This is a genomic window from Rickettsia endosymbiont of Seladonia tumulorum (assembly GCF_964030815.1).
Taxonomy (GTDB): domain Bacteria; phylum Pseudomonadota; class Alphaproteobacteria; order Rickettsiales; family Rickettsiaceae; genus Rickettsia.
Map to the genome: position 1 here is coordinate 1,354,786 of NZ_OZ034963.1, position 18,457 is coordinate 1,373,242.

The following is an 18,457-nucleotide window of genomic DNA, read 5'->3' on the forward strand; positions in this document are numbered from 1 at the left end:
AACAACAGAACCAAAAAATACATGAGGCATAATGAACATTTTTAATAACAAGTTACAAGAAATAGATAAAGAAATTTTCGAAATAATTAAGCACGAGAAAGCTCGTCAGAATAGTGTGATTGAGCTTATTGCCTCTGAGAATTTCGTAAGCCCTGCGGTGCTTGAAGCTCAAGGCTCAGTGCTGACTAATAAATATGCTGAAGGATATTCAGGTAAGCGTTTTTATAATGGCTGTGAAGAAGTAGATAAAGCCGAAAATTTGGCGATAGAGCGAGCAAAAAAGCTATTTAACTGTAAATATGCCAACGTGCAACCTCATTCCGGTTCGCAAGCAAATCAAGCTGTATATCTTGCTTTAATGCAGCCTGGTGATACTGTGCTTGGTATGTCTTTAGATAGCGGAGGACATTTAACACACGGCTCAACTGCTAATATATCAGGTAAGTGGTTTAATGCAGTTTCTTATAGCGTCGATAAAGAGACTTACTTAATTGATTATGATGAAGTTCAGCGATTAGCAGAGCTACACAAGCCAAAATTGCTTATAGCTGGTTTTTCAGCTTACCCACGCAATCTTGATTTTGCTAAATTCAGAGAAATAGCTGATAAAGTAGGAGCATATCTTATGGCTGATATCGCTCATATTGCGGGGTTAGTTGCGGCAGGTGAGCATGAAAGCCCTATTCCGCACGCTCATATTGTTACCTCAACTACCCACAAAACACTTAGAGGACCAAGGGGTGGCTTAATTTTGTCTAACGATGAAGAGATCGGCAAAAAAATAAATTCTGCTTTATTCCCGGGTTTGCAAGGTGGTCCATTAATGCATATAATAGCAGCAAAAGCCGTAGCATTTTTAGAAAGCTTGCAGCCGGAATATAAACACTATATAAAACAAGTTATAAGTAATGCTAAGGCTTTAGCTGGTAGTTTGCAAGAACGAGGATATGATATATTAACAGGTGGCACTGATAATCATATTGTGCTGGTGGATCTACGAAAAGACGGCATTACCGGTAAAATTGCTGCTAATTCTTTAGATAGAGCAGGTATTACTTGCAATAAAAATGCTATTCCTTTTGATGAAACTTCGCCTTTTATTACTTCAGGTATTAGACTTGGCACACCAGCTTGCACTACTAGAGGATTTAAGGAAAAAGATTTTGTGCTAGTTGGTCATTTAATAGCTGATATTTTAGATGGCTTAAAGAATAGCGAAGATAATAGCAAAGCCGAGCAGAAAGTATTAAGCGAAGTAACAAAATTAATTAAATTATTTCCATTTTATGACTAATTTAGATAGACATCTTTCCAAATTCGCTTATAGAGAGGAATTTGCAGGAAACACGGAACGTAGCACCGCAGCGTACAAAGAAGTACGTGAGGATGCGAGTACCGGATTGACGCCCAAATTACCTCTAGAAGTAGAATTTGGAAAGATGTCTAAAAGACCTGATTGGATTAAGGTTAAAGCTCCTAACTCTTCAGAATATTATAATACAAAAGATTTAATAAAAAATCTCAAGTTAAATACTGTATGTGAGGAAGCTGCTTGCCCTAATATTGGTGAATGCTGGTCAAAGAAACATGCAACTGTGATGATTCTCGGCTCGGTTTGTACTAGAGCTTGCAGATTTTGTAACGTTAAAACTGGCAGACCGGATTTACTTGATCCGCATGAACCGCAAAGACTAGCGGAGGCAGTACAAAAGCTGGGTCTTAAACATGTAGTAATTACTTCGGTTGATCGTGACGATCTAGAGGACGGCGGAGCTACGCATTTTGCTGAGTATATTAGTGCAATTCGTAAGTCTTCACCAAATACTACTATCGAGATTTTAACCCCTGATTTTTTAAGAAAAGATGGAGCAGCTGAAATAATAGCGAACGCAAAACCTGATGTTTTTAACCATAATGTTGAGACTGTCCCATCTTTATATAAGACAATTAGACCAGGAGCTAGATATTATAATTCTCTAAGTTTACTCCATAATATCAAGAAATTATCACCGGAAGTTTTTACAAAATCCGGTATGATGGTAGGGCTTGGGGAAGAAATCAGCGAAGTAGTGCAAGTTATGGATGATTTAAGGGAAGCAAAGGTTGATTTCCTGACTATTGGGCAGTATTTGCAACCTACGAAGAATCACGCAGAAGTGGCAAAATATGTTACTCCTGAAGAGTTTAAATATTTAGAGCGAGTAGCACGCACAAAAGGATTTTTGATGGTTTCAGCAAGCCCTCTAACCCGCTCTTCATACCATGCTGACGAGGATTTTGAGAAGTTAAAGGAAAATTATAGGCATCGTCATTGCGAGGAAAGGCGAAGCCTTGACGTGGCAATCTCATAAAACAGTATAAGTTCCTGAGATTGCTTCGTCAAATTACTTTGTAATTTTCCTCGCAATGACGACAAAAATTATATAATAATGATAAACGTAGAGATTATAAAAAACTACAGCAAATGGCGTGAGCATAAGCAAATAAATAAGGCTTTGATTAAAAAAATTACTCAAAAAACCTTATCGCAATTCGAAAATTTTAGTGAAATAAAACAATTCGAACTATCGATTTTGCTGACAAATAACGAAGAAATATTGACCTTAAACAAGCAATTTCGTAATATAGAAAAAGCAACTAACGTTCTTTCTTTTCCTGCTAATGAATTAAATTGGCAAGATTTACATTTTAGCGGTAACAAGGTAGTATCTAGTAATCAGCCTATTATCCTTGAAAATTTAGGGGATATAGCATTTTGCTATGATGTAATATATAATGAATCATACGAGCAACAAAAAACTTTTGAGAATCACTTTATTCATCTTTTAATACATAGTATTTTACACTTAATCGGGTTCGATCATCAAAATGACATAGAAACAAAGATCATGGAAAATCTAGAAATCGAGATATTAGCACATTTCGGTATATCCTCGCCCTATTTATTAACTAAATAAAAAAATTTATGTTAAAATCTTCAAAAAAAGAAGATGACAATAAAAAGAATCACGATAATAAGTCAATTTTTCACTTACGAAAATTATTCTCACCGATAAAATCTTTATTTTCAAATAAAGTACCGGATGATTTCTTTAGCGTTATAAAACGTTTAAAAACTAATAGTCAGAAAATGACTTTAGATGAACGTAATATTTTAGCTAATTTGCTAAAATTAAAAGGCAAAACCATTGAAGATATAATGGTACCACGCTCTGATATTGCAGCAATAAAACTTACTACAAATATAGAAGAATTAAACGAATCTATTAAAGTAAAAATTCCACATACCAGAACTCTAATATATGATGGTACTTTGGATAATATAGTTGGTTTTATTCACATCAAAGATCTATTTAAAGCATTAGTTACGAAACAAAATTTTCGCTTAAAAAAGCTAATACGTAAGCATATAATCGCTGCTCCCTCTATGAAGCTATTAGATTTGCTTGCAAAAATGCGTCGTGAGAAAACCCATATTGCTATAGTTATTGACGAGTATGGCGGTACTGATGGCTTAGTTACGATTGAAGATGTTATGGAAGCATTAGTTGGGCGAATCGATGATGAGCATGATCAGAAATCAGAGTATGATAACTATAAGGTCATCAATAACTCAACAATTATTTCAAATGCACGTGTTGAAGTAGAGGTGCTTGAAGAGATAATCGGCGAAAAGCTAAAAGATGATGATGATGAGTTTGATACTATAGGTGGTTTAGTGCTGACAAAAATGGGGAATGTTCCAGCGGTGGGTACTAAAATAAATGTTTCAGAAAATATTGAAATTGAAGTAACGGATGCAAATCCTCGCTCATTAAAGCAAGTCAAGATTACGCTTAAGAACAGTTTAAAACGTGCTAAATCATCTTAAATCTTTATTACAAAACTATAACAGCATCCACCCCGAAGAAATTCTTTCCAAAGAAAAAATGCTAGAGTTTTTGGATAAGCACTTAAATTTGGTTACAAGTGACTTAAAAATGCAGCTAAATTCAAAAAGCTTCAGACAAGATGAATTTGAAGATGAGCCTGCGGAGCGTACAAAGGTACGTGAGCAAAGGCGAATATCAAAAAATTCGCTTGTATCAAGCTTTTTGAATGACGTTGCAGGGCATTTTACTGCCTCTGCGTTCCTACTCAATCATGATCAAACTAAGTTTCTATTGATGCATCATAAAAAGCTTAATAAATGGCTTCAACTTGGTGGGCATTGTGAGAGTGATGATATACTAGCTGAAGCAATTAGAGAAACACAAGAAGAATCAGGCATTAATGAGATTGAGGCAGTAAGTAATAATATTTTTGATATAGACGTTCATTATATCCCCCAAACGCCTAAAGATCCCTCTCATTATCATTATGATATACGTTTTTTATTAAAAACAATAGATAATGATAATTTTATAAAAAACAATGAATCACATGAACTAAAGTGGTTTAGTTTTTCTGATTATCCACAACTAGGTGTAGAATTAGAACGCTCCGTTACTCGCATGATAGAGAAGTTTAAGAATGTATAGCCGAAGCGGAATAAAAAGGATATGTATGTCATCCCGTGACTTGATCACGGGATCCAGAAAAGCCTTTAAAAGCACTGGATTCCGTGGTCGTAGCCACGGAATGACAGATTAACGGTATAACCATTTTATCTAGGTTTAGCTATATAATTTATATTCAAGGTATAAATTATACATCACTTATTTAACACAATTTAAATATTTTTTTATAATTGCCAACTCTATTTAATATTTCTACCTAGAATTTAAAAAATATTTCGTTAATATCATAACACAAACTAACAAAGGAGAAATATTATGTCTGAATCAGAAAATAATTCGAAAGAATCATTATTAGAAGGGGCAAAAAATCTAATAAATACAACGCAAAAAATATTAGATACAGCGAAAGAGGCACTAGACCATCCTGAATCATTATTAGGCAAGGCAAAGGACTTAATGAAGAGTTCAAAGGAACAAGAGCAAGAAAAAAAAGCAGATTCAACTGAATCAAAAGAATAATGTTAAAGCTTTTGATTAAAATAACAAAATGGATAAATATACTTTTGATAAAGCTTATTGTTAATTTTATTATAATGGTTTAAACACCATTAAGAAGAAAATAACAATCAAACTAATAAATGCTGACCATCCTAAGTAAAACCATAATTTAAATAATTTATAATATTTCTCTGGTAAAGAAGCTTGCTGTTTTAATGCCTCAACTGCCATATTTCGTAGTTGAATTTGGATCCATACAACTGGAAGCCAACAAATCCCGGCGATTAAATATCCTATATAAGTTAAGAAAAGCCATAATTCCGAATAATTATGACCAAGCATATTTACTAATATTATGCCACTAACTGGTTGAATTATCACAGTTGGAGTAGTAAAAAGAAAATCAGCAATAACTGTAGTCCGAGCTGCATATGCTTTTGCGTACAAATCACCAGTTTTATTTGCCCACCACATAAAAAAAGCAGTGCCAATGCCAGTACCAAATAAAATAGTAGAGCTAATAATATGAATAGTTTTTATAAAAAGATATGCCATTATTTATCTCTTTCTATAGCCATTATTACTAAAGTAAGTAATATTATCGGAATATTTTTTAGTATTGGACCTAGAGGATCCAACCATAATATTGGCTTAAGATAAGTTAATAGTGAAGTATAAGATAATATTAGTAAAATTTGTAAACTACATATACTGCTTATTTTATTCTTGATAATTAGTAAAATTCCCAGAATAATATCCATAAAGCAGCTTCCATATAATATGTAAGGTGCTATTTGCTTATTAAAACCCAGTGATATTATAATTTGCTTGCTAGCATCATAAGCAAAAATACTTGAAATAATTCCTGTCATTATCCAAAATAACCCTAAGGCAATTTTTATTATAGGTTTTAGAAAATAAAGCCTAGCATGCCATATAGATTGTACGGTTAAAGGTTCTGTTGTAAGACCTTGCTGCAAGTTTCTAGGAATTATAGAAGTAAAATCAATAAAATCTTTTTTATTAGCAATATTAGGTTGAAGCAACATATTATACGCTGTAGAATTAATAGGTCCTATTTTGAAAAAACCCCCTAATTTAGAGGCTATTTTAATGAATATTAAAGGAATTTTTATTAGTCTTGTAGGTTCTACTCCAAGCCATCTTCTAAATCCAATTAAGATGTCTTTCATAGTAACTATATCAGGTCCAACTATTTTTAATAATCTACAAATTTTTCCTTTTCTTTCTACGCAATGAATGATTACTTTCGCTAGATCTTCAATATGGATAGGTTGAAATTGTTGTAAACCGTCACCTATCAGAGGAATAAAATACGGTAATGCTGCTAAAACCCTAAATAATGATGTACCGCCATAGCAACCGCTCGCATAAATGAGAGAAGGTTGTAAAATTACCCAATCTATATTTTCTAATTTTTGTAAATACCTTTCTATTGCTTTTTTAGTTAAAGCATAAGCAGTGTTTTCTTCATCATCTATTCCAAGAGCTGAAATATGAATAATTCTTTTTACGTTAGTAAGAGTACACGCCTTAAATAGAGCTTTTGGACCGTTGATATGAACATTTTCAATATTATTAGCACGACTAGACGTTAACACACCTGAGACATTAATTACTATATCTATTTTCTCTAATTTATTTATCCAATCTTGGGAGCTAATATCTGTATTAAAATCACAATGTATAATTTCTGCAGTAGGGAATTTTTTTCTAGTAGATTCAATATCTCTAACGGCACATACTACTTTATAATTACTTTTTAACAATGCAGCAGTAATATATGATCCAATAAAACCGTTAGCTCCAGTTACTAATATTCTCATGTTCAATGTCAATTATCTCTATCAATTTGTAATTCTTATAAGGTGTGGGATCGTTCACATATTCCATTAGTTTGAGGATTATAGGCTTTAAATAAGCTTTATTCTAGTAATTCAAAATTAGTAGATCCTTATCAATTCTAAAACCTTTAAAGCGTTCAAGTACTGACATACCAAGAAGAGAAACATCAAGATCACCAAGTCCGATATGTCCACTAACATCCTTAAATTCTTTTCCTAATTATTACACTATCTAATTTTATAGGAGCGGCTTTATTCTCACCATTAGCAGTTAGATAGGTTCTAGTATATTTTAACTGAGTTAGATCAAACCCTAATTTTTGAGCATCTTCTTTGGTTAAAGCTACATCACTTGCCCCTGTATCAATCATGAAGCTTATCTTAACATTATTCACAACAGCATCAATATAAAAATGTCCATCTCCGCTACGAGCTATGATTATTTCGCCAGCTTCCGTAGACCAATTATATGATGGAATCAACACCGATGCTACCCTTTGGTAAGCATAATTTAGTTCAAATCTAAAAGCATAGCCGATGATTATAACTAAAAAAATTGCTGCCCAAGCTGCTAATTGCAAGCAAAATTTACGTATTTCATTTTGACTTATAGTGCTATAAATTATGCTAAATAATATTAGTAATGAGGCACAAAAACTTCCGATATTTTGCGGCTCTTTGAAAAACTTTGGATAGTGCTGATTGATATATTTATATACTAAGCCGGTTACAAATATAGTACTGCAAATTATAAATATAAGTTTTATGTATTTTCTGTCCATATTGAAAGTATAACAATTAATATCAAAAGTGGAAGCCGCCTTTTATTTTTGATACTTTTTAATTTGTTCTTTTCTATAAGGAGGTGCAGAAATGCACTTCTTTATAGAAAATCTCCGATATTCTCTAAAAACAACCTAGCCCTATGAGAAGCTGGTTTGCTAAAAAACTCTTGTGCCGGCTGATTTGCTAAAATCTGTCCTTGATCCATAAAAATAATACGATCAGCTATCAGTTTTGCAAATTTTAAGTGATGGGTTACTACCACCATACTCATTTGCTCTTTTAGTAAATTAATATTCTCGATCACATCCTTAATATTTTCAGGATCTAATGCCGATGTTGGCTCATCGAACAATAAAATTTCTGGCTTCATCATTAAAGCCCTTGCTATTGCAATACGCTGCTTCTGCCCGCCGGACAAATTTGCCGGATATGAGTCAAATTTCTGACTTAGTCTAAATTTCTCAAGTAGTTCTTTTGCTTTTAATATAGCTTCATCTTTTGGAATTTTTAAAACATTTACCGGTGTATAAATCAGATTATCACCTACGCTTAAATGCGGAAAGAGGTTAAAATTCTGAAAAACCATCCCGACCTTTAGCCGCAATTTTCTTCTATCTTTTGACAGCAGTTTTTTGCCGTCTACAAGCAAAGTTCCACTAGTCGGTTCTTCTAAATTATTTAAAACACGTAGTAAAGTAGTCTTACCACCTCCTGACGGACCAATTATTACAGTGGTTTCTTTAGCAGTAAAACTTAAATCTATATTTTTAATGCCGTAATTTTTGCCGTAACGCTTACAAACTTTTTCTAAAATAATCATATATTAAACTTATAACCGTCATAAAGCGGTTTAACATTATCTGGAAGTATTTTTATAATTTCGTGATAATCTATAGTATGACGCATATTTGTCAATAATATTTGCTCTGGTTTATATTTCTCTCGCCACTCTAACACTTTATCAAGCCCTGCATGGTTTTTATTTGAAGTATAATCCATACAATCTAAAATCCATATTTTTATATTCTGCAAAAATTTCTCTGACTCAGGCGGAAAATTAATAACATCAGGCGAATAAACAAAATCACCTATCCATAAACCTAAACTATCGATAGGACCATGATTTTGCCTAAAAAATTGTATTTCAATTGTGTTAATCTTAATTTTATCAAAAAAACCAATATTTTTAGTTTCAAGAACTGGACCTTGCATAAATGAATTATAACCAAATAAATAGTCGAAACTTTTATGTAAATTTGCTGCTGTATTCTCGTCTGTATAGATTTCTAATGCCTTTTTTTCCATAAAAGAAAATATTCGTAAATCATCAATTCCGTTAACATGATCGGAATGATAATGCGTTAATACTGCACAATCAAGTTTATTTATCTTTTCTCTTACTAACTGATTTTTGATATCAAAGCCAAAATCAACTAATATTTGACTATTTTCATCGTTGATATATATTGCTGATCTAGTTCTTTTATTGTACTTTGAATCTGATAAACATACAGAGCAACTGCATCCGATAACCGGTACGCCTATAGATGCTCCGCAGCCCAGTATTGTCACCTGTAACATAAACTAATAAAATAATGTTTGAAATTTTTTATAATTTTTGCGGTTTAAACCAAGAAATATTTTTATTCTTAAATAAAATTACTAATATCGGGCTGTTTGCCTATTTTTTAAGAATATTTTCTTTTTGTTTTAATATCGCTAATTTTGCTATTATATATATTTTATACTGTATATATCTTTATATTCAACTAAAGAAAATCAAAAACGATAATGAGCGACAAAATAAATTTTGGCATAATTATAATAAATTAGTTGAAATCGGGATAGTATATGGCGTATTTGGTTTGGTCTTTACTGCTCTTAAATTTACTGTTAATTTACCACGCCCTTATTGTAGCCTACCTGAGGGAAGTTTTATCACTATATTAAATACTGCAAGTGAAAGATGCTTATCGAGTTTTCCAAGTAGTCACGCAGCACTTAGCGTTTTATTAACGTATTTTATTTGGAATTATGTAAAATTACCAGTTAAAATATTAATGATTTGTGTTATTATATTAGTGTCTCTATCTCGCATTAGTCTTGCTATGCACTATCCAAGCGATATAATTTATGGTATTATCACCGGGCTTATAACAATATTAATTGGTAAGCTAATTTACCGAATTTTTAAAAATAATGTAATAAAGTGGGTGGGCAGGTTTATTCTTCGTCATTGCGAGGAAAAACTGTAAGTTTTGACGAAGCAATCTCAGGAGTTTTTCTTTATAAGATTGCTACGTCGCTACGCTTCTCGCAAGGTATTGTTGCGTGGATACCAAATCGTCTGAGCTACGCGACTGCAAGGAGCGTGACAATCCAGAAAAAAATAATAAAAAATGTTATAAAGTTAGCATTTTTTACTGGATTGCTTCGTCAATTACTTCGTAATTTCCTCGCAATGACGAAAAAACCTAATAATAACAACGTTTATTTTTTTCCGGACACTACTATGCCTATGCGGGAATGACATAAAAACCAGGGGATAACACCACAACCAATTTTCAAATAAAATAAGTATATATGTTACTATATCGAAAATATTTTATAAAAAATATCCTACCTCTGCTTATAGTCATTACTTTTTCAATGACTAGCTTGGTATGGATTACTCAAGTATTAAAGCTTTTATATTTATTTGACAAAGGTATAAAAGTTATGGATTTCTTGAGTTTAATAATTTTAGTACTGCCTACCTTACTATTTATTCTGTTACCCATCATAACAGTTATTACAATAATTTATATTTATAATAACCTAAAAATTGAGAGGCAATTAATTATATTACAAACTTCGGGAGTAGGTAACCTACAATTAGCCTTACCTGCTTTATATGTTGCATTGATAGTCGCATTACTTGCTTACTACATATCTTCTACAGTCATGCCTTTATCTCATATAAATTTAAAATCACGTTTAAGCTTTATAAAGAATAACTACATATCAAGTATGATTGAGGAAAAAACTTTTAACAAAATAACGAAAGATATTACTGTTTATATAGATAAAAAATCTGCAGGGAATGTTATGAAAGGCGTAATCATATTTGATAACCGCAATGCTGATAACCCATCTGTAGTATTTGCAAATTCCGGAATACTTGATATGTATGAGAATGATCCTATTTTTGAGCTTAGTAAGGGTAGTAGGCAAGAATATGACATAAATGGGAATATAACGCAGCTAACTTTTGATTCATTGATGATAAAGCTGCAAAATGATAATCCGTTAATATCACAAAGAACAACACATAATAAGGAAGCAAACGAATATTATATTGAAGAATTGCTTGAACCTCCTGTTGATTTAAATCCCATGAAAAAAATTAAATTAATTGCCGAAACCCACCAACGAATCATCTGGTCTTTATATAATTTTGTATTACCATTTTTAGCATTGGCAGTTTTCTTAAAATATCCCTACAGCAAAAAAACAACTTTCATGCCGATATTATTTGCTGCTTTATCAGTATTAATAGCTACTTCTGCTCACTTTACATTACAAAACTTTGCTTCAAAAAATTTAGCTTTTATTACTGCTTGCTACTTGAATATATTCTTTATTTTATCAATAGGGTTATATTTATTTATACGTAAAAGAATATAGCTAAAATATATTATTAGTATTTTTTAGCTGGACCTAGTTCCCAAGCCACGGGGGACATTGCCCGCGTGGATCGAAAAGCACTTTCAATGTCATCTAGTTGCTTGACCACGGCATCCAAAAAATAATAAAAAATACTAATTTTATTAGTATTTTTAACTGGATTCCGCTACAAGTGAGCTAGATGACAACTGGAAAACTGATCCACGCAACAAGGTTCCCACGGCATGACACAAAGGGTGTTTTTCAAGCTATGTGACTCTGTATTTCGTTATTATCTCCTAAAGCTACAACTTCGTTTGGATTAAGTGGTGGTACATTCTCATTTCCTGGTGGATTTGGTGCTGATGGCTCTGGTGCTTGTGACTGCTGCGGTTGTGGCTCTGGCTGAATCACTGCTTGTGGTTGTGGTGGATCAATTTCATCATACAGATCTTTATATTGCGTTTCTTGAGGTATCTTAGTAGTATTATTAAGCAACTTCTTAGTTCCTACCAAAAATAACTTTCCTAAGGTTTTCTCTTTAAATATACTAAGATCTTCGAACTCACCTTTCTCACGTTTAGCTTTCAGGAAAGAAAGATTTGACCCCATTCCTCTAATTTCATTAATTTTTACTTCTAGTTCTATTTGCTCTTTACTATCGTTAGTAAGCCCCTGGGCTTCTTGAAATTTATACTCTGCTTTTCTGAATAAACCTAATTTTAATAAATATTCTCCTAAAAATTTGCATAATTGTTTTTGAAAATCATCTTTTATATCTCTTGGTTGTTTATTGAAAATTCCTGTAAGAATTTTATCGCATTCTTCAATATAACGCACATTTACGCTTATCATAAAATATTTTATGGCTTCCAAAATTAAAGGGATGGAGTGCTCGCTTTGATTTGTGCTATCGTAAGATTTACCTAAGTTTAAAAGTAAATTACCTATCTTTGAACAAATAACAGAAAAAGTAGTTTTACACTCCCCAGAACCATACATAAAACTATAATCTTTTTCAGCTTTTGTATTTTCACAATATTCTTTTAGTTCTATTTTTAAAGCTTCGATATATTCTCTAACTGCTAAAAGCGAATATAGCTTTTTCTCGTTTGCAGCAAGCCAATTATTATTTTTATATGATATGCCTAAATATTTATCATCAACCTTAATACTGCCCGCAAGACCAATATTATTTTCATATAACATACCTAAAAAATAATGCGATTTAGCTTTCATTTCATTAGCAGTAAAATTAGCACTATATTGTTCTGTTTTTGAAAATTTGCCTGCACTAAAATCATTAAGCCAACTTAGCACTTCTTCATAATAATCAAATTGCTGTTGATTATTTTCTGTGCTATTAGTAGCTTTATAAGGTTCTAATTTTATATCTATGATAGCCTTACTTAGTAAATCTTCCTCAATTAAAATTTTTCCTGCAATATCAACCACTTTTTTAAGTGGTTCAAATATTGCGGAGTGAGGGAAGAGTTTTTTGCAGAATGATAGAGCTTCCAATTGCTGCTTTATAAAATATACATAATTTCCTAATTTTTCTTGAAAAAGATTTTGTTCTTCATTAGTAGTTCCTTTTACATTATAAAACTTCCTTATAATTTCCAGAAATGCAGAAATCATTTTAAAATGCTCATTAATGTTGTTAGTATAAACATCTTTCAATTCTTTTATTTCTTGTAATGCTGAAAAAGTTTTTTTATTAACTACTTCTATAGGGCTTATTGCTTCTGGTAATATTGTTTTTGGTAGATAGCTTTTTAACAAATCATAATGCTTGGAAAACATTTCTGAAGCTAATTCTTGCTGTAGATTAAGCCTGAAAAACGAATAAATAGGATTCTCTATAAATTCTTTATTAGCTTTAAAAAACTTTATGATAATTTTACCTACTACCCCAATATTGTAGTTGATCATTTCAGCTAAAACTTCTGGTAACTCTATTACACTTTTTTTATACGAAATAGGACTTATATATACTTCTTTTAATCCCCACCATTTATCTGTTCCTAATAAATCCTTAAGATTCAGTGATTCGGAAAATGGTTCTTCAGAGGTTGCTTTTTTGAATAAATGAACAGACTTAATTAACTGGGATATTACAAGTTTCTCTGCATCTTTTGAGTACTTAATAAGGTTTTCTAAATATTTTTTTATTTCTATAACTTTCTTATCTTTTTTTTCTATTGTTCCACAATCAGTTGCAAAATTTACTATATAAAATAATGCATCATTGAGATTTTCTTGAACTTCTTTAGTTAATACATTAGTTTCATTTTTAAAAAACTTGATAAATTCGTTTATAGTATCAGTAATTATTGGTTTCGAACTGTTATCTATGATAATTATTCCAAATTTAATTTTTGCTGCCAATTTAATTATTTGCCAATAAGAATATAAGTCTAAAATTTCTTGTACTTGATTTATCACCCCGCCATGTATGCCAGAGCATTCCATAATATTTATTGCCAAATCTTTATTTAAAAAATTATTAACACGCTTATAATCATCTTCTTTATTTGTATTATCTGGGTTAGCTGGGTTATCTAAATTATTTTGACTGCTTTGATTAGCTGGGTTATTTTGATTATTGTCGATGATTTGGCTATGCCTTATCTTTTTATTATGTTCAGAATCTACAGGTTTTAATTTATTTAATTCTGTTACTGTAAATTTTTCTACAGTTTTAGAATCGCTTAATTGACACCCAATTACTGTTTTACCAACTTCTTCTAGTCCAAACAACATCAATACTTTATCTAAATTCCCTCTCCCGATAATTTCATTATAACTTTCCGTAATAAGCCTAAAAAGTATCCCAGCATCCTTACGTACTTGCTCTTCTAACGCAGAACGGGTTGTATTAACTCGTAAATTTTCATTTTCAATAGTATAGTCTAAATTTTTTTCTTGTAATTTTTTTAAATAAGCATTTATGGCTTCTTTATCAAAAATATTTATCGCCTTGCCGCTACTAGTTTTTATTTCAATTTTATCTGCAGCATTTTCCGTATAATGAAACTCCATGAGATTTTCATATTGACCTGGAAGATAAACTAATAATTCTTGTAATACCTTATTATATTCTTTTATATTTAATAAAGTTTTGATTCCAAACGCAGTTATTTTTTCATTATCTGCTAAAGAAAAATGCCTTATCTTATCATTATACCAGAAAATATTTTTTCAATAGTTATATCATTTCTTAAACAATCTGCTAAAAATTCTCTATCTTCTTTTTTTGAAAAATTATAACTAAACTCAAAAGATTTAGCAGGAATAAACTTTTCAATAGCACCAGCTGGCTTTTCTAATTTTTCATTGAACTTATTACGGAAATTATTAAATAGATAAGCAAAAACTTCTTTGTATGCAGGAGGGTTATAAGATTCTGATTTAGGGGTTAATATTTTTCCAATATTAATATGTTCTATCTTGGACTGAGCTGTAGCATCCTTACTTTTTTCTTTGCTAAATAAATCATTAAAATATTCTGGAAATTCATCTATATTATTTACTGTTTTCTCTATTTCTGTTTTATGTTCTTGCTTAGGACTTCCTACTATACTATTAAGCCACCACATAATATTTTACCTATGATATTTATTTCATTACAAATAAAATCATCTTTGATCTGTAAGTTGAATAAATAAATATTAACACTACTTAAAAAATTTTCATAAATAAGTAAATTTACAACAAGAATTAAAAGGATGTCATTGCGAGGAAAGTTTGTTGTCATCCCGTGGCTTGGGAACTAGATCCAGAAAATAATAAAAAATACTAATTTTATTAGTATTTTTAACTGGCTCTAGTTCATAAATCACGGGATGACAGGGGGAGAATGATCCACGCGGGCAATGTCTCCTCACAATGACAATTAATCCTTAATAGTCTGAAGGGCTAGTTTGATTATTTTTGTGATACCAGTATTGGTATAGGTAGAGATAGGGAAAATTTCTTTACCGGTGATTTTTTGCAACTGAGCTGTTTTTTCTTTTATTTCCTCATCAGTTAAAACATCGATTTTATTAAGGCAAATAATTTGGGTTTTATCTTTTAAATAATCTGAATAAGATTCAAGTTCTGTGCGTACTATATTATAATCAGCAACAACGTCTTCGCTACTGCCATCTATTAAATGAATCAGCACGTTACATCTTTCAATATGCTTTAGGAATTTATCGCCCAAGCCATGACCTTGACTAGCTCCCTCTATTAAGCCTGGAATATCGGCTATAACAAACTCTTCATCATCAATATATACTACTCCAAGATTCGGCACTAAAGTAGTGAAAGGATAATCGGCAATTTTAGGTTTAGCTGCCGATACTACTGATAAAAAGGTAGATTTACCGGCATTAGGCAAACCCACAAGCCCAACATCGGAAAGCAGCTTTAGGCTTAGCTGAACCCACATTTCTTCAGCAATTTCGCCCTCTGTTCTATGTCTTGGTGCTTGATTGACTGATGTTTTGAAATGGCTATTACCAAGACCGCCATTTCCGCCTTTAATTATTTCAAAAGTCTGATCATCTTCGGTAAAATCATGCAGCAATATATCGCTATCTTCTGCAAAAATTTGTGTACCGATCGGCACATCAAGAGTTAAAGATTTACCCGATTTACCGCTTTTATTTGAGCCTTTACCATTTTCACCACTATCTGCAATAAAATGCTGCTTATATCTATAATTTACTAGCGTATTAAGATGGTGATTGCTTCTAAAAATAATACTACCGCCACGTCCGCCGTCACCACCATCAGGACCACCTCGGTCAATAAATTTTTCACGGTGGAAACTAACGCAACCATTGCCACCATTCCCACCTTTTATATATATCTTAACTTCATCAATAAAATTCATATGCTCTTATTTTTTTGTTTCCAACGTCATTGCGAGGAGAATTACAAAGTAATTCGACGAAGCAATCTCAGGATGTTGGACAAGATTGCCACGCAAGCGATGCTCGCTCGCAATGACTATACGCTGTTTAAAAACGCATTATACCAAAATTTATCTCTCTTTAATAGTCTTATATTCTCTATGAACTTGACCAGTATAAAGCTGCCTTGGTCTGCTGATTTTCTGCTCAGGGTCTTCGTGCATCTCTTTCCATTGTGCCATCCAGCCTACTGTTCTTGCTGTGGCAAAAAGCACTGTGAACATCTGCGGGGGTATACCCATCGCTTTATAAATAATACCCGAATAAAAATCAACGTTTGGATATAATTTTCTCTCAATAAAATACTCATCTTTAAGAGCGATAGCTTCAAGCTCTATAGCTATTTGTAGTAATGGGTTGTTATCTAGCTGCCCTAATTCTTTTAACACCTCCTTGCAGGTCTCTTTAAGCACTGCAGCACGCGGATCATAGTTTTTATATACACGATGACCAAAGCCCATTAGCCTAAAATTATCATTTTTATCTTTAGCCTTCGCTATATATTTGGGTATATTCTCTACACTGCCTATTTCTTTCAGCATATTTATCACTGCTTCATTAGCCCCGCCATGAGCAGGTCCCCAAAGCGATGCAATACCAGTACTGACGCAAGCAAAAGGGTTAGCTCCCGATGAGCCGGCAATTCTAACTGTTGAAGTAGAAGCATTTTGCTCATGATCAGCATGTAAAATAAATATCTTGTTTAAGGCATTTTTTATTACTGGATTTACTTTATATTTTTCACAAGGTGTGGCAAACATCATATGCAAGAAATTTTCAGTAAAATCTAAAGAATTATCGGGATAAACAAAAGGCTGACCTATAGAGTATTTATAAGACATTGCAACAATAGTTGGTATTTTAGCTATCATTCTAATAGCTGTAAGTTCATAATCTGCTTCTTTAAAAAAATTCAGCAAATCAGGATAAAATGCCGAAAGAGAACCAACCGCCGCAAGCATAATAGCCATAGGATGCGAAGAGCTACAAAACGTTTGGAATAAATAATGTAATCTTTCATTAACTAACGCATGATGAGCAACCTTTTTAGTAAAATCATTATACTGCTTACTATTTGGTAATTCCCCATAAATCAATAAATATGCCACCTCTAAAAAATCGCTTTTTTCGGCTAAATCTTTTATATCATAACCACGATGCTGCAAAATCCCTTGATCACCATCTATATAAGTTATAGTTGATCTACACGAAGCAGTAGACATAAAACCCGGATCGTAAGTAAAGCAATCCGCTTCAGAATATACTTTACTAATATCAATTACATCCTGCCCAATACTTGCTTTCAGTATGGGTAATTTGAATATTTTATCTCTAATCTTTAATTCAGCAAATTCGGAATTAGTGTTTTCACTGGTCATATATCCATACCTCAATATATTTTTGTATACTAGAAGTATAAACCTACTTTAAGAAAATGAGAAATTATTTTTATCTTTATGGGATTCAAGCATTACTTTGTTGTGTGTATTAAGGATCGTCATTGCGAGGAGCATAGCGACGAAGCAATCTCAGAAGTCTTATAATACTTCCTAAGATTACCGTATCTATACTTTTCTTAGAAGTGTCATAAAGCAAGCAGTTAGGCACTTAATATATTCGTTTAAAGCTTTTTTAACTATTCCGTTTAAACTATCACCATGTTGCATAGCATATAAACTTACTTCTTTATGTAACTCAGGATCAATTCTAACATTAAAACTGCCTTTGAAAGGTTTATCCGGAGCTTTACCTAATATATTACAATCTTCTAGATAACTATCCACGGCTTCATAAAATGATTTTATTAAAGTTTTAGCATCTGAGGCTTCGTAACTTACTAAATCTCTTATAAATTCTATTTTACCAAAAAATATTTCTTCCGAAGCATTAAAATGCACTGACCCAAAATAACCTTTATAACTTATAAAATCGTTTTTTGTCATATTAACACTATTATTGTTATTATTGTCACCCCGTGGTGGCATTGCCTGCGTGGATCATTTTCTCGTCATTGCGAGGAAAAACTGTAAGTTTTGACGAAGCAATCTCATCATTATTTCCTGAGATTGCCATGTCGCTTCGCTCCTCGCAATGACGACTTGGCATCCACGCGGGCAATGCCTCCCGTGGTCAAGCAACTAGATGACACATCTATAATCAAAAGTTGAATATACACACCAATTAGTATAAAGCAACTAAA

Annotated in this window: 19 protein-coding genes and 1 pseudogene; 8 read left to right on the plus strand and 12 right to left on the minus strand. The window is 32.2% G+C overall.

Annotation, left to right across the window (positions count from 1 at the left end):
• The first annotated feature begins 31 nt into the window (after positions 1-31).
• The 6 genes from glyA to AAHF54_RS06800 all read left to right on the plus strand — a co-directional run bounded on the left by glyA (position 32) and on the right by AAHF54_RS06800 (position 5,018).
• Entirely contained in the window at positions 32-1,294 is a 1,263-nt protein-coding gene (gene glyA, locus AAHF54_RS06775) for a serine hydroxymethyltransferase (RefSeq protein WP_341788487.1), read from the plus strand.
• A 145-nt stretch (positions 1,295-1,439) separates the two neighbouring features.
• Positions 1,440-2,351, plus strand: coding sequence for a lipoyl synthase (gene lipA, locus AAHF54_RS06780; protein ID WP_410525921.1), 912 nt, complete (start codon positions 1,440-1,442; stop codon positions 2,349-2,351).
• A 78-nt stretch (positions 2,352-2,429) separates the two neighbouring features.
• Positions 2,430-2,957, plus strand: a complete 528-nt coding sequence (gene ybeY, locus AAHF54_RS06785; protein WP_342169972.1) for an rRNA maturation RNase YbeY — start codon at positions 2,430-2,432, stop codon at positions 2,955-2,957.
• A gap of 8 nt (positions 2,958-2,965) precedes the next feature.
• Positions 2,966-3,871, plus strand: coding sequence for a hemolysin C (gene tlyC / locus AAHF54_RS06790; protein ID WP_341788490.1), 906 nt, complete (start codon positions 2,966-2,968; stop codon positions 3,869-3,871).
• Positions 3,855-4,520, plus strand: coding sequence for a palindromic element RPE3 domain-containing protein (locus tag AAHF54_RS06795; RefSeq protein WP_341788491.1), 666 nt, complete (start codon positions 3,855-3,857; stop codon positions 4,518-4,520). The genes tlyC and AAHF54_RS06795 overlap by 17 nt, the downstream gene beginning before the upstream one ends.
• Before the next feature lie 294 nt (positions 4,521-4,814).
• Positions 4,815-5,018, plus strand: a complete 204-nt coding sequence (locus AAHF54_RS06800; protein ID WP_341788492.1) for a hypothetical protein — start codon at positions 4,815-4,817, stop codon at positions 5,016-5,018.
• 69 nt (positions 5,019-5,087) lie between these two features.
• Here the strand turns inward: AAHF54_RS06800 and AAHF54_RS06805 are convergent, their stop codons facing one another.
• The 5 genes and pseudogenes from AAHF54_RS06805 to AAHF54_RS06825 all read right to left on the minus strand — a co-directional run bounded on the left by AAHF54_RS06805 (position 5,088) and on the right by AAHF54_RS06825 (position 9,229).
• Positions 5,088-5,552 carry a DUF2269 domain-containing protein gene (locus tag AAHF54_RS06805; protein WP_342169973.1) on the minus strand — a complete coding sequence of 155 codons (465 nt, stop codon included), beginning with the start codon at positions 5,550-5,552 and terminating at the stop codon, positions 5,088-5,090.
• Positions 5,552-6,844 (minus strand): NAD(P)H-binding protein, encoded by a 1,293-nt coding sequence (locus AAHF54_RS06810; protein WP_342169974.1) that lies wholly within the window; start codon positions 6,842-6,844, stop codon positions 5,552-5,554. The genes AAHF54_RS06805 and AAHF54_RS06810 overlap by 1 nt, the downstream gene beginning before the upstream one ends.
• 103 nt (positions 6,845-6,947) lie before the next feature.
• Positions 6,948-7,644: pseudogene (locus tag AAHF54_RS06815) on the minus strand (TIGR02281 family clan AA aspartic protease).
• 101 nt (positions 7,645-7,745) lie between these two features.
• Positions 7,746-8,468, minus strand: coding sequence for an amino acid ABC transporter ATP-binding protein (locus AAHF54_RS06820; protein WP_341788495.1), 723 nt, complete (start codon positions 8,466-8,468; stop codon positions 7,746-7,748).
• Positions 8,465-9,229: an MBL fold metallo-hydrolase gene (locus AAHF54_RS06825; protein ID WP_342169975.1), complete on the minus strand. Its 765-nt coding sequence runs from the start codon at positions 9,227-9,229 to the stop codon at positions 8,465-8,467. Before AAHF54_RS06825 ends, AAHF54_RS06820 begins: the two co-directional genes overlap by 4 nt.
• Positions 9,230-9,243: 14 nt before the next feature.
• Here AAHF54_RS06825 and AAHF54_RS06830 point away from each other — a divergent pair, with 14 nt between their 5' ends.
• Entirely contained in the window at positions 9,244-9,903 is a 660-nt protein-coding gene (locus AAHF54_RS06830; protein WP_342169976.1) for a phosphatase PAP2 family protein, read from the plus strand.
• Positions 9,904-10,231: 328 nt separating this feature from the next.
• A complete protein-coding gene (locus tag AAHF54_RS06835; RefSeq protein WP_342169977.1) occupies positions 10,232-11,314 on the plus strand; it encodes an LptF/LptG family permease in 1,083 nt (360 codons plus the stop codon).
• A 243-nt stretch (positions 11,315-11,557) separates the two neighbouring features.
• Here the strand turns inward: AAHF54_RS06835 and AAHF54_RS06840 are convergent, their stop codons facing one another.
• The 7 genes from AAHF54_RS06840 to AAHF54_RS06870 form a co-directional block, all read right to left on the minus strand.
• Positions 11,558-14,338, minus strand: a complete 2,781-nt coding sequence (locus AAHF54_RS06840; protein WP_342169978.1) for a hypothetical protein — start codon at positions 14,336-14,338, stop codon at positions 11,558-11,560.
• Positions 14,339-14,466: 128 nt separating this feature from the next.
• The gene (locus tag AAHF54_RS06845) at positions 14,467-14,895 is read right to left on the minus strand and encodes a hypothetical protein (protein ID WP_342169980.1); all 429 of its coding nucleotides are present in this window, start codon (positions 14,893-14,895) and stop codon (positions 14,467-14,469) included.
• The gene (locus tag AAHF54_RS06850; protein WP_341794575.1) at positions 14,874-15,053 is read right to left on the minus strand and encodes a hypothetical protein; all 180 of its coding nucleotides are present in this window, start codon (positions 15,051-15,053) and stop codon (positions 14,874-14,876) included. Before AAHF54_RS06850 ends, AAHF54_RS06845 begins: the two co-directional genes overlap by 22 nt.
• 138 nt (positions 15,054-15,191) lie before the next feature.
• Positions 15,192-16,178: a GTPase ObgE gene (gene obgE, locus AAHF54_RS06855; RefSeq protein ID WP_341794574.1), complete on the minus strand. Its 987-nt coding sequence runs from the start codon at positions 16,176-16,178 to the stop codon at positions 15,192-15,194.
• Between the two features lie 150 nt (positions 16,179-16,328).
• Positions 16,329-17,636, minus strand: coding sequence for a citrate synthase (locus tag AAHF54_RS06860; RefSeq protein ID WP_342169981.1), 1,308 nt, complete (start codon positions 17,634-17,636; stop codon positions 16,329-16,331).
• Positions 17,637-17,822: 186 nt separating this feature from the next.
• The gene (locus AAHF54_RS06865; RefSeq protein ID WP_341788503.1) at positions 17,823-18,200 is read right to left on the minus strand and encodes a type II toxin-antitoxin system HicB family antitoxin; all 378 of its coding nucleotides are present in this window, start codon (positions 18,198-18,200) and stop codon (positions 17,823-17,825) included.
• 25 nt (positions 18,201-18,225) lie between these two features.
• Complete coding sequence (locus AAHF54_RS06870) at positions 18,226-18,363, minus strand: hypothetical protein (protein WP_341788504.1); 138 nt, start codon at positions 18,361-18,363, stop codon at positions 18,226-18,228.
• Positions 18,364-18,457: the final 94 nt, after the last annotated feature.